13 protein-coding genes and 2 pseudogenes are annotated in these 12,736 nt (G+C 39.9%); 14 read left to right on the top strand and 1 reads right to left on the bottom strand.

The features are described 5' to 3' along the window. Positions 1 to 11: 11 nt before the first annotated feature. Positions 12 to 359, top strand: a complete 348-nt coding sequence (gene rsfS / locus AB6M99_RS08635; protein WP_121835448.1) for a ribosome silencing factor — start codon at positions 12 to 14, stop codon at positions 357 to 359. Between the two features lie 232 nt (positions 360 to 591). Continuing rightward, a pseudogene (locus AB6M99_RS08630) lies at positions 592 to 1,336 on the top strand (class I SAM-dependent methyltransferase). A gap of 283 nt (positions 1,337 to 1,619) precedes the next feature. Here AB6M99_RS08630 and AB6M99_RS08625 read toward each other — a convergent pair. After that, a complete protein-coding gene (locus AB6M99_RS08625) occupies positions 1,620 to 1,706 on the bottom strand; it encodes a putative holin-like toxin (protein ID WP_220702227.1) in 87 nt (28 codons plus the stop codon). Positions 1,707 to 2,091: 385 nt separating this feature from the next. On the opposite strand from AB6M99_RS08625, the gene AB6M99_RS08620 reads away from it, so the two are divergent. The 12 genes and pseudogenes from AB6M99_RS08620 (at position 2,092) to AB6M99_RS08565 (ending at position 12,670) form a co-directional block, all read left to right on the top strand. Continuing rightward, a complete protein-coding gene (locus AB6M99_RS08620; RefSeq protein WP_121835451.1) occupies positions 2,092 to 3,048 on the top strand; it encodes a DUF4297 domain-containing protein in 957 nt (318 codons plus the stop codon). Continuing rightward, entirely contained in the window at positions 3,029 to 4,702 is a 1,674-nt protein-coding gene (locus AB6M99_RS08615; RefSeq protein ID WP_121835453.1) for an endonuclease, read from the top strand. The genes AB6M99_RS08620 and AB6M99_RS08615 overlap by 20 nt, the downstream gene beginning before the upstream one ends. A 223-nt stretch (positions 4,703 to 4,925) precedes the next feature. Next, positions 4,926 to 5,123 (top strand): hypothetical protein, encoded by a 198-nt coding sequence (locus tag AB6M99_RS08610; RefSeq protein WP_121835455.1) that lies wholly within the window; start codon positions 4,926 to 4,928, stop codon positions 5,121 to 5,123. Between the two features lie 10 nt (positions 5,124 to 5,133). Then, positions 5,134 to 6,219: pseudogene (locus AB6M99_RS08605) on the top strand (nucleotidyltransferase); the annotation flags it as partial. Next, positions 6,202 to 6,480 (top strand): CPCC family cysteine-rich protein, encoded by a 279-nt coding sequence (locus AB6M99_RS08600; RefSeq protein ID WP_245962700.1) that lies wholly within the window; start codon positions 6,202 to 6,204, stop codon positions 6,478 to 6,480. The pseudogene AB6M99_RS08605 and the gene AB6M99_RS08600, both read left to right, overlap by 18 nt. A 56-nt stretch (positions 6,481 to 6,536) precedes the next feature. Beyond that, on the top strand, positions 6,537 to 7,010 hold the full coding sequence (locus AB6M99_RS08595) for a hypothetical protein (RefSeq protein ID WP_369351230.1): 474 nt from the start codon (positions 6,537 to 6,539) through the stop codon (positions 7,008 to 7,010). 187 nt (positions 7,011 to 7,197) lie between these two features. Next, complete coding sequence (gene ilvD, locus AB6M99_RS08590; RefSeq protein WP_121835461.1) at positions 7,198 to 8,910, top strand: dihydroxy-acid dehydratase; 1,713 nt, start codon at positions 7,198 to 7,200, stop codon at positions 8,908 to 8,910. 74 nt (positions 8,911 to 8,984) lie between these two features. After that, the gene (locus AB6M99_RS08585; RefSeq protein WP_121835463.1) at positions 8,985 to 9,419 is read left to right on the top strand and encodes an NUDIX hydrolase; all 435 of its coding nucleotides are present in this window, start codon (positions 8,985 to 8,987) and stop codon (positions 9,417 to 9,419) included. A gap of 485 nt (positions 9,420 to 9,904) precedes the next feature. After that, positions 9,905 to 10,198, top strand: coding sequence for an addiction module antitoxin RelB (locus AB6M99_RS08580; protein WP_369350534.1), 294 nt, complete (start codon positions 9,905 to 9,907; stop codon positions 10,196 to 10,198). Then, complete coding sequence (locus AB6M99_RS08575) at positions 10,170 to 10,508, top strand: type II toxin-antitoxin system RelE/ParE family toxin (RefSeq protein ID WP_245962698.1); 339 nt, start codon at positions 10,170 to 10,172, stop codon at positions 10,506 to 10,508. The genes AB6M99_RS08580 and AB6M99_RS08575 overlap by 29 nt, the downstream gene beginning before the upstream one ends. A gap of 464 nt (positions 10,509 to 10,972) precedes the next feature. Continuing rightward, a complete protein-coding gene (gene prmA, locus AB6M99_RS08570; protein WP_369351212.1) occupies positions 10,973 to 11,926 on the top strand; it encodes a 50S ribosomal protein L11 methyltransferase in 954 nt (317 codons plus the stop codon). Beyond that, positions 11,927 to 12,670 (top strand): 16S rRNA (uracil(1498)-N(3))-methyltransferase, encoded by a 744-nt coding sequence (locus AB6M99_RS08565; protein WP_121835469.1) that lies wholly within the window; start codon positions 11,927 to 11,929, stop codon positions 12,668 to 12,670. Positions 12,671 to 12,736: the final 66 nt, after the last annotated feature.

Below are 12,736 nucleotides of genomic sequence, written 5' to 3'. Positions count from 1 at the left end.
GAGAAATAAATTTGAATAAAAATGAACTTTTAGAACTTGTTGTCCGTGCCGCTGATGAAAAGCGTGCCGAGGACATTGTCGCACTTGACTTAGAAGGTTTGACTAGCTTGACCGACTACTTTGTCATCTTGTCAGCGATGAACAGCCGTCAATTAGAAGCTATTGCGGAAAACATCCGTGAAAAAGTCAAAGAAGCTGGTGGCGATGCCAGCCACATCGAAGGTGAAAACGGCTGGGTGCTCCTTGACTTAAATGATGTCATCGTTCACATCTTCTCAGAAGAAGAACGTGCCCACTACAACCTTGAAAAACTCTGGCACGAAGCCCCACTTGTGGACGTGTCAACATGTCTTGCATAATAGATAGACCTTGCCGATGGCAAGGTTTTTAAGGAAAAAAGATGAGAGAGGTAGGGCGGGAAAAGCGAGCCCGACAGGCCATTGTTGCCACTGTAGTGAAAAGAACCTAGCGTTTGCGAGCTAGGTTCGAGGGAAATCGAAAAAACTAGATTTTCGATTTAAGAATGGAACTGCGAAGCAGGTCGCTTCTGACTCCACTACCAAAGGCAACAATGAAAAAATAAAAAAGATTATGGAAAAAAATTACGAAAAATTCGCATTCGGTCTACGATGCCATCATGGACGACTCACTTTATGATTTGTGGACAGACTTTTCGCTCCGCCATTTGCCAAAAGCAAAAGATAAAAAGAAACTCTTAGAATTGGCTTGCGGGACTGGGATTCAGTCGGTTCGTTTTGCGCAGGCAGGCTTTGAGGTGACAGGATTTGACCTCAGCCAAGAGATGTTGAATATTGCAGAAAAACGAGCGGCATCTGCTAAGAAGCACATCGCTTTTCAGCAGGGGAATATGATGGACCTGTCTGAGCTAGGAACGTTTGATTTTGTGACTTGCTACTCTGACTCGCTTTGCTATTTACAGGATGAAGTGGAAGTTGGCGATACCTTTAAGGAGGTTTACGCGCATCTCAATGAGGGTGGTGTTTTTATCTTTGATGTGCACTCGACCCATCAGACGGACGAGGTCTTTCCAGGTTACTCCTACCATGAAAATGCGGATGACTTTGCCATGGTTTGGGATACTTACGAAGACGAAGCGCCCCACTCTGTTGTGCATGAGCTGACCTTCTTCCTTCAGGATGAGGATGGCCGCTTCACCCGCTACGATGAAATCCACGAAGAACGTACCTACGATATGTTGACCTACGACATCCTCTTGGAACAAGCAGGATTCAAATCGTTCAAAGTTTACGCTGACTTTGAAGATAAAGAGCCAACAGAGACAAGTAAGAGATGGTTCTTTGTGTGTCAGAAGTAGGGAAGATAGATAACTATCTGATTTTCTACTACTCTGTAAAAGCCCAAGGCTCGGTACAAATATGTACTGAGTTTTTTTAATGCTACGCCAGATATAAATCCGTAATGAAAGATGGGTTCCGTTTGACAACTGACACTATCTTTGTTATCCTAAACATACAAAAGGAGTTGGGCTGCAACCCAACTCCGATATAGGACCGTTTTAAAGACGGGACGGATAGATGATAACAGTAAAACCGCTACATTGAACCATGCAAAGTTAGATAGGTAGCGGTTTTACTGTTTTACTTTTTTCTATCGTTAAAAGTCAGAATGGCTATCATCAATAGACCAAACTCTAACATCAGCTGTAACGCCTCTGCAACAGTCATGACAGGAACTCCTTAATTTAGTAGGTTTAGCCATAAGCATCACCCCTTCAAATTGGATTTCCGTCCCGCTCCTTTTGGAACTTTCCTATATCTATTTATTCGGAAATTTTGAGAAAATTGTAGTGATAGTTAAATAGGCATAAATACTCCATCTTAATCAAAAATCAGATATTTATATGATACGTTTTTCTTGTTCAAAAAACGATAACTGTTAAACTAGTTGTCAATTGTGAAACAAGTAGAAAGCCCTAAACCAAGGGCTTTTTGTGGTATAATGATACTATATTGATGGATGTGAGAAAGATTGATATAAAATAAATTCATAATATACACAAATAAAGAAAGTCACTGATTTATAATTTTATTTAGGATAAGGAGGGTGTAGATGGTAGCTGATAATGGCGGAGCAATTGCTATAAAAGGAATGAACTATCAGAATGCAGTGATTAGTTTAGTAGCTATTCGAAATTTTGAAAAAGAAGGATTTGAACTAGTACTTGAGGCAGATGATGATTTTGAGGTCCTATATAATAACTACCATGCTTATATTCAAGTCAAGGGAGAAAAAGCAGTTAGTTTAAGTAAAATGATAAACCACAAGAAAGATAGAATGGGAAAGATGAAAAAATCGATGCTTGACAAACACTTTGAATCTGGCGATAGTAGTTCAGAGTATAAATTTGTTGTATATGATTTTACTAAATCAGATTTAGAAAAAATGACAGTTGAAGAAGATGAATTATTTCAGCAATCTTTAAAGTTATCTGCAGAACAAGAACTTATTGTAAATAACTCTAAAGTAAAAAGATTTTCGTTGATTAAAACACCTTTTGAAAATGACATGGGAGTTGCCCAAAACTACTTACTTGGTGAAATGGCAAAGACTGGTATTGCTGTAGATAATAGAGTAGGCCAGGTCTTAGGCGAATTAACAACTATAATTTACAGAAAATCAGAATATGTTATTAAACAAGATTCAGATAGAAAATATAAGAAGTTGGTTTCTAAAGAACTAAGAGACATACTTCTGAAAGTTTCATCTTTAGAAATGTTTAGTAATATTATAGATAACTTACCCTATAGTCCATTAAAGAAGTCTAAAATCAAATTAGAAAAATCAAAAATTTCTACTCAGCAAATGTATGAAAAGCAAAGTGTTACAAAGTTCATCCAAACCGAGCTTGTTTCAGAGCTAGATGAGTTATCAGAAGTAGAGTTAATAGCCAAGTGTTTAAAACTAGATGTATTGAAGGAATTAGATGATAACATGAGTATAGCAATTATTATTTCAGCGTATTGTGATATTATTGAGGAGGTTAGTTTTGGTCAATTTCAGTATTAAAAGTCTGACTATAATTGATTATGGCTCCAAAAGAGCAAACAAGTTTAATTTTGGAGAACATACTAATCTAATAGTTAGCAAATCAAATACTACTGGAAAGTCCAGTTTGATAAAATCAATATACTACGCCTTAGGGACAGATTTGAAATCATTGCCAACTGGATGGAATATTGATGGTTATATATTTCAAATAGTCATAATAGTTGATGAGACTGAATATATAATTGAGCGACAGAATAAAATAATCTCTGTAAATGAAAACAAAACAACTAGGATATTTAAGGATTTCAGAGAGTATTCAGATTGGTTGCAAAAAATTCTAAAGATGAATCTGACTTTAGTAGGGGTTAAAAATGATATCATATCACAGGCTTATGCTAGTGCAATTTTTGCTCCAATATATATTGATCAAGATTCATCATGGGATGGTACACTATTTAAAAATACATTCAATGGTTTAGGGCAGTATAAGTCTCCAAATTTTCAGAAGGATATCATAGATTATTACTTAGGTTTAGGTGATTCGGAATTAAAAAATTATAAGCAAGAACAAGTAGAAATAAAAAAGAAAATAGATGGGAAAGCTCTTTCTATTAATGAAATTGATAATGTATATAATAGTTATAAAAAGCAACATAATGTTTCAGAAGTAGATACTATAGATATTCAGGAGTTAGAAAATCAAGTCAATGAATTTTTGGATAAAACTAATGAATTGTCTGGTAAAATCTCAAATATTATGAAAAAAATCTCTGATAATCAAGTTCTTATGGATATAAATAGACAAGATAGTCTAGAATTAGAAAAAATATCTAAAAACATAGAAAAAAGATTGGATACAATTGATTATGAGTGTAGTTATTGTCATTCAATACTTACACGAGAACAGTCTTTAACTAGGTTAGAGTTGAATGATGATTTATCACAAATTTATGCAAAGAAAAGAGAGATTGATTTTCAAATTGTAAAACTACAGGACGTTGGAACAAAAAATAAAGTTCAACTTAAGCAATTAAAAAATGAATTTGCAGAATATAAAGAGAGAATTTCAGAGATTAATGATTTAATTAGTATAAAAAAATACGTAAATCAAAATGTATTAAATGAACTTGGAAAATTAAGAAGAAAAGAAAATAATGATAAAGAGGCGCTAAAGTCAACCTATGATGATTTAGCTAAAGAGATAAGAAAAATTCAAACTGAAATACGAAAGAAGAAGTCAGATATAAATCAAGAATTTGAAATTCTTAAAAATAATATTGAGACAAGTATTGGAACATTAGGAATCTCAAATCGTAAGTATGGTGAATTTTCTAAAGTTGGTGGTAGTGGCACTGAAAAGAATAAGCAATTATTATCTTTATACCTGATTTACATTAATCTTTTAAGCGCACATTCAAATTACAGATTTCCTATTTCAATTGATTCATTTACTAAAAACGAGTTAGATAAAGCCTCTGAGAAAAATATGTATCAGTCTGTGAATGATTACTTTTTGACTCTACCTAATCAAACTATATTCGCTATAATAAAAGATAATTTACAGTATATTGAAAAGAAAGATGTACAAATTATTGAAGTGAGTAAACCACTTTTATTAGAAAGTATGTATGATGAATTATTTAATAAATTATTATCGAAACAAGAGAACTAAGTATCGTATCTTAAAAGTAATATGAAACTTGTTTCGAAAAGAATAATAGTATTATAGAAGCTATATAAGATAAAAATGTCTCTATATTTTCTCTGGTTTCAATAATGTTATAGGCATAATTGACAGCTTATCCCTCAGCAATCATCAGAATGATGCTACTGTTTTTATCGAATTTATGTTAGATGCCATTTTAGAAACCTTACAGGAGTATTCGTTTACGCCGATGAGCGATAAAGAAATCGCAGTTTTTGAGCAAGTGAGAACCTACCTACAAAAATACGATGAGATTTCACATAGTCAATTACAAAAACTAGAAGGGCTTAGTGAAGCGTCAGCCAGCTGTTATCTGGCTAAGTTTGTCAAGATTGATTTATTAACACAGAGCAGTACCAATCGCAATCACCGTTACCATTTAAACTAAGGAGCCACACATGACCGTAACAGGCATCATCGCCGAATTTAACCCTTTCCACAATGGGCACAAGCACCTTTTGGCGCAGACTAAAGGGATGAAGATTGTTGCCATGAGTGGGAATTTCATGCAGCGGGGGGAGCCTGCCCTCATTGACAAGTGGACGCGGGCGCAGATGGCGCTGGCACATGGGGCTGACCTCGTGGTGGAGCTCCCCTTCCTCGTCTCTGTCCAGTCCGCCGACCATTTCGCCCGAGGCGCAGTTGACCTCTTGCATCGCCTTGGCATCGACACACTGGCATTTGGCACGGAGGAAGTCCTTGATTATCAGCGGTTTTCGGCTATTTATGGGGAAATGGCAGAGCAGATGGAGGCTTTTGTCCAAACGCTACCAGATGCCATGACTTATCCACAGAAAACACAGAAAATGTGGGAAACTTTTGCTGGGATAAACTTTTCAGGAGATACCCCAAATCACATTCTAGGGCTTGCTTACGCCAAAGCCTGCGCTGGAAAGAATATACGACTACAGCCCATCCAGCGTATTGGAGCAGGCTTTCATTCGGAAGAAAAGGTAGCCATCGCTTCTGCGACAGCCATCCGAAAACATCTTTCTGACCAATCCTTTGTGGAAAAGTCAGTACCAAGTAGCGACTTGATACTCAATTCTCCACAGGTTTCTTGGAATAACTATTTCCAATTGTTGAAATATCAGATTTTGACGAATCCAGATTTAACCCAGGTTTTTCAAGTCAATGAGGAACTAGCAAGTCGTATCCGCTCTGCCATTCGGAGCGTAGCGACGGTAGAAGACCTTGTGGAAAAAGTCGCCACCAAGCGCTATACCAAAGCGCGCGTGCGACGATTGTTGACCTATATCTTGGTCAATGCTGTGGAAAAACCGCTACCAGAAGCCGTCCATATCCTCGGATTCACCGACAGAGGGCGCGAGCACCTCAAAGCTGTGAAAAAGTCTGTGGAAATCGTCGCTCGAATCGGCGCAGAACCTTGGGACGCCCTCACGCAGCAAGCAGACGCCATCTACCAGTTGGGAGACGGCAGAATCGCAGAGCAGACCTGGGGCCGGGTGCCGCTAATTCGAAAATATCAGTGTCATTGTTGTGGCTATTATACCTTGGATGAAGTACCAGATGGTTCTTATGAAATTTGTGAGGTTTGTTTTTGGGAAGATGATTGGCAACAAAGGCAAAAACCTGCAATGCGCGGTGGAGCCAATACCGTTAGCTTGATAGAAGCAAGGGAAAATTTTACAGTTATGGGTGCCTCAGAGAGACGGATGCTCCCTTTTGTTAGGAAACCTAAACCATCAGAATTATCTGCCTTTCCTTCAAATCTAAGGTCATAACGTCGGAAAATGCTAAAAGCAATTTGAATGACGAATAGTATAGTAAGGGAGGTTTTATGCAATTTACTTATCGTGTTCGTCGTTCTAATGATGTGAAGTTTATGATTGTGGCAATCTTTTTTATGGGAATTGCTTGTTATGGTTTGAATGTTAAAAATGAGTGGATGGCTGCTCTTCCATTTCTGTCTGAACTCTATTATGTCATTCTTATGTTTTATGGCATCATCTTACTTGCTGCTTTGGCTCGATTTTTGAGAAATGCTCCTTGCCTTTGGGGAGATAGCGATTTTATCTATTATACATTCTTTATTTTTTGGAGAAAAAAGCTAAGCTGGCAGGAAATTGTGTCTCTGAGATTTGAAAAAGAAACGCATTGGTCGCAGGGAGGTGTTGAACGTCGTATGTTTATGACAATAAAGTCCAAAAACCACAAAGCTATCAGATTTGAGATTACTGATTGGAATGTCTATCGTGATGATATCATTTACGATTTTCAAAAACAGAATCCTAGAATCAAGCTACGCTATTGATAGTAACTAAAGGGTCCATCCTAGTGTGATGGGCCTTTAACCTATTTTAGAATAATATCTTTCATAGCGTCAACTTTGTTCCTCCTAAAAATTTTAAAAATAATATTAAAATAAATTGACAGAAAATTCAACCAAATTTTTAGAATTATGGTAAAATAGATAAAAATCAAGGTAAGAGGATAGTGCTATGACTGAAAATAATCTAACTAACCTGCGTCATCGCTCTGCGATTTACGATAGTATGGTCAAGTCACCCAACCGTGCTATGTTGCGTGCGACAGGGATGACGGATGAGAATTTTAAGCAGCCGATTGTTGGGGTTATCTCGACTTGGGCTGAGAATACGCCGTGTAATATTCATTTGCATGACTTTGGGAAATTGGCCAAAGAGGGTGTCAAGGATGCTGGAGCATGGCCTGTTCAGTTTGGAACCATTACCGTAGCTGACGGGATTGCTATGGGGACGCCTGGGATGCGTTTCTCCTTGACGTCCCGTGACATCATTGCAGATTCTATCGAGGCTGCGATGGGTGGGCACAATGTGGATGCCTTTGTCGCTATTGGTGGCTGTGATAAAAACATGCCTGGTTCCATGATTGCCATTGCTAACATGGATATTCCTGCGATTTTCGCCTACGGTGGTACCATTGCTCCTGGAAATCTGAATGGCAAGGACATTGACCTTGTATCTGTTTTTGAAGGTATCGGGAAATGGAATCACGGCGACATGACTGCTGAAGAAGTGAAGGCTTTGGAATGTAATGCCTGCCCTGGCCCTGGTGGCTGCGGCGGTATGTACACGGCAAATACTATGGCAACGGCTATCGAAGTCATGGGAATGAGCTTGCCAGGCTCATCATCTCACCCAGCGGAATCAGCAGAGAAAACTGCCGATATTGAAGAAGCTGGTCGTGCCGTTGTTCGTATGCTTGAGTTAGGTCTGAAACCGTCTGATATTTTGACGCGAGAAGCCTTTGAAGATGCCATTACAGTAACTATGGCGCTCGGTGGGTCAACCAATGCCACCCTTCACCTGTTGGCAATCGCTCACGCGGCTAATGTTGATTTAACCTTAGAAGACTTTGATGCGCTTCAAGCAAAAGTGCCTCACTTGGCCGATTTGAAACCATCTGGTCAATACGTTTTCCAAGATCTCTATGAGGTTGGAGGTGTACCAGCTATCATGAAATACTTGTTGAAACATGGCTTCTTGCATGGCGACCGCATCACATGTACTGGTAAAACAGTCGCAGAAAACTTGGAAGCCTTTGATGACTTGACACCTGGTCAAAAGGTTATCATGCCACTCGAGAATCCAAAACGTGCCGATGGTCCATTGATCATCCTTAAAGGAAACTTGGCACCAGATGGAGCTGTGGCTAAGGTATCAGGGGTTAAGGTTCGTAACCACACGGGTCCAGCTAAGGTCTTTGACTCGGAGGAAGCTGCTATTGAAGCGGTTCTTACCGATGAGATTGTTGACGGTGATGTGGTAGTTGTGCGTTACGTTGGTCCAAAAGGTGGCCCAGGTATGCCTGAAATGCTGTCATTATCATCTATGATTGTTGGTAAAGGTCAAGGCGATAAGGTTGCCCTTCTGACCGATGGTCGTTTCTCAGGTGGGACTTATGGTCTCGTTGTCGGACACATTGCCCCAGAGGCGCAGGATGGTGGCCCGATTGCCTACTTGCGTACAGGCGACCTTGTCACTGTTGACCAAGACACGAAAGAAATCACCATGCATGTTTCTGATGACGAAATAGCAGAGCGCAAGAAAACGACTGTTATCCCACCACTTTATAGCCGTGGGGTTCTCGGTAAATATGCCCACACCGTGTCATCAGCGGCAAAAGGTGCTGTTACCGATTTCTGGAACATGGACCGTAGTGGTAAAGCTTAAGGAGCTCAAAAATACTATTATGACTGTGTTTAACAGTACCGCTCAGCTATTGTCAAGAATAATGGAAGGAAAACATGGATCTATTAGATGAAAGATTTCCCTTTTCGGGAGCGAAAATTGCCCTACTAAATGGGGACAATATTCTCAGTATTTTGCGTGATGATATTCCAACCATCCCCTATCCAAATACTTGGGACCTAGCTGGAGGTGGTCGTGAGGATAACGAAACGCCCTTTGAGTGTGTCCAACGCGAGACGTTTGAAGAGTTAGGGATTACGATTTCCAAAGAAAGCATCCGCTGGGTTAAACAATATCCAGGTATGATCGATCCAACAAAAGACTCTATCTTTATGGTCGGAACGATTAGCCAAGCAGACATTAATCAAATTGTCTTTGGAGATGAGGGACAGGGTTGGAAGATGATGCCGATCGAAGCATTTTTAAACGATGATCAAGTTTATGGCAGTCTCAAAGCGCGATTGAAGGATTATTTAGAACAGAGAAATTAAAGGCGGTCGTTTTTCTCTGAAAGATTGCTTGATAAACTAAATAAAACATAAAAAGCATAGAATCAGTATTAGTAATAAAATAGCTGATTTTATGCTTTTATTTTGATTGTTGACATTTGATTTTATGATGTCCTTATACTCATCCAAAATCAAAATTAGCATTTTAAAGTCAATTAGTTTTTATTTAGTATTTTTGTTAGCACTTCTCCTAATGTGGTGTGGGGCGCTCAAAAGGTTCCCCCAAACCTTATCGACTGTGACGAACTCTGTTCGTCTTATTTCCCACCTCCAAAGGTCTCCCAGACCTTTGGAGCGTCCGCACTTTTAAGAAAGAAACAAAAAGTAATTTTTGATTTTTGTTAAGTATTAGAGACAAAAAATAAAAGAATTCGTAGTTCTATGAGGGTGAGTCTTATAGGGATTTAAATTGCTGAATAGTGGTTAATGTGTTAAAATGTATATACAAAATATACAAAGGAGAAAGAATGGCTACGATTCAAAAGAATTCTCAGTTTAGTTTTCGGACGGATGCAGATTTATTGCAACGTGCGAAAGAGATTGTTGGTTATGAAAACTTAGATATGACGACCTTGTTTAATAATCTGTTACAGACTGTCGTTGAGCAAGAGCGTGTGCCTGCTATGCTATTAGACAATGAAAAGTCAAAAAAAGATCGCATTGTAGATGACCTCTTCTCTGAAATTCAAAAAGGCTATACCAGCTACCTTGATGGTAAAGGGAAGTCGGTTGATGAGGTATTTTCAAAATATGGTTCGTAAGTTGCGGATTATGCCTGAAGCCGAGGCTGATTTAGATGAGATTTACCACTATATTTTGAAGCGTTTTTTAGCACCTCAGGCTGCCGAAACAACCATGACCAACATTCGTTTAGCAATAGAGTGGCTTTTAGAAGTGCCAGACCTAGGTATTGATGTGTCAGAACGCATAGGGAGACAATTTTCCAAGGACCATACGCTATGGATGACACTTGCTGGGAACTATCTCGTCTTTTACATCGTCGATGACAAAGCCATCGCTGTATTGCGAGTGCTGTACCAAAAGCGCAATTGGATTGAGGTGTTTAGGTAGGGGGAGCTAAGTAAGGAGAGAAAAATGACTCAATTATTTTTTGGAATAAAAGCGCTAGTACTAAATGATGATTGAATTTATTAGTGCCGCATTTCAAAAAATCATTGGAAGACATAGAACTTGGTAACTTGTCTTAAATAAAACAAATAGAAAGGAAATAGTTTAGTTAGTGTATCTAACTGAACCCGCCCTAAATAAATTTAGAAAGGAAATCGTTTAGTTAGTTCGTCTAACTGAACACGGGCTAAATCCTCGGAAAAAAGATAGAGCTCGTAAGTTCACACGTAAATTATGTCTGAACTGATTTCTCAATAAAAACAACTAGAAAGGAAATGGTCAGTTAGTATGTCTAACTGAACCCGCCCTAAACACTGTGTCAAAAAGATAAAGTTCTCCTAAATGCAGAGCATTGTCGGAGTCTTTCCTATTTTGACGTTGTGTTTTACGGGCTTGGTATCTTAATGATGAACAACTGGAAGGAATTAACGGTTCACGTGCATCGTGAGGCAGAGGAGGCTGTTTCAAATTTATTGATTGAGACAGGGAGTCAGGGGGTTGCGATTAGTGACTCGGCGGATTATATTGGGCAGGAGGATCGTTTTGGCGAGCTGTATCCTGAGGTGGAGCAATCTGAGATGATTGCGGTAACGGCTTACTATCCTGATACTATGGATTTGGAGGCGGTCAAAGCTGAGATTGAGGCTGGTCTTGCGGAATTGCCTGATTTTGGTGTGGCGACAGGGGCTGTTCGTATTGACAGTCAGGATTTGGCTGAGGAAGATTGGGCAGAGAACTGGAAGAAATACTATGAGCCTGCTCGTATCACGAGTGACTTGACCATTGTGCCGTCTTGGACGGACTATGAGGCGACGGCTGGGGAGAAAATCATCAAGTTAGACCCAGGTATGGCATTTGGTACTGGGACACACCCAACAACCAAGATGAGCCTATTTGCTCTTTCGCAGGTGCTTCGTGGTGGGGAGACGGTGATTGATGTGGGAACAGGTTCAGGCGTTCTTTCCATTGCCAGCTCGCTCCTTGGGGCCAAGGAGATTTTCGCCTATGACCTTGATGATGTGGCGGTGCGCGTGGCTCAGGAAAATATTGACATGAACCCGGGCATGGAGAATATCCATGTGGCAGCAGGAGATCTTCTTAAAGGCGTGACGCAAGAAGCTGATGTCATCGTTGCCAACATTTTGGCGGATATTTTGATTCATCTGACCGATGATGCATACCGTTTGGTCAAGGACGAGGGCTATCTCATCATGTCTGGAATTATTGCCGAAAAACTGGATACGGTCCTCGAAGCGGCTTACAGCGCAGGCTTTTTCCTCGAAACGCACATGATTCAGGGTGAGTGGAACTGTGTGGTCTTTAAGAAAACCGACGATATGTCGGGCGTGATTGGAGGCTAAATGCAGCAGTATTTTGTAAATGGCAAAGCAGAAAAGCTAGTAACCATCACCGATAAGGATACTGTTAAGCACATGTTTCAAGTCATGCGCTTGACGGACGGTGATGAGGTTGTTTTGGTCTTTGAAGATGGCGTGAAGCACTTGGCGAAAGTGTCAGACAGCGCAGCCCATCAATTTGAATTGGTAGAAGAGTTAGCTGACAATGTGGAAATGCCAGTGCAGGTCACCATCGCCTCAGGCTTTCCAAAGGGAGACAAGCTAGACTTGGTCACACAAAAAGCAACAGAACTAGGTGCCAGTGCTATCTGGGCCTTTCCAGCGGACTGGTCTGTGGTCAAATGGGATGGCAAAAAATTAGCCAAGAAAGAAGAAAAGCTGGCGAAAATTGCCCTCGGCGCTGCAGAGCAGAGTAAACGCAATCGTGTTCCAAACGTCACTTTGTTTGAGAAAAAGGCAGATTTTGTAGCGCAGCTATCAGCTTTTGACAAGATTTTCATTGCCTACGAAGAAACGGCTAAAGCAGGTGAATTATCAGCCTTGGCGCGTGAATTAAAGACGGTGAAAGAAGGGGACAAACTTCTCTTTATCTTCGGTCCAGAAGGTGGCATTTCACCAAAAGAAATCGAAGCCTTTGAACAAGCAGGTGGCATCAAAGTTGGTCTAGGTCCTCGAATCATGCGTACCGAAACGGCACCGCTCTACGCCCTAAGCGCAGTGAGTTATGCCTTGGAGATGGCGCAATAAGAAACAAAAAAGTAGTTTTTGAATTTGCTTAAGTATAAATAGAACTAAAAACGAGGAATCTCTCTG

The sequence above is a fragment of the Streptococcus hillyeri genome, from assembly GCF_041081565.1.
GTDB classification, from domain to species: domain Bacteria; phylum Bacillota; class Bacilli; order Lactobacillales; family Streptococcaceae; genus Streptococcus; species Streptococcus hillyeri.
This window is presented reverse-complemented; position numbering and strand designations above follow the sequence as displayed.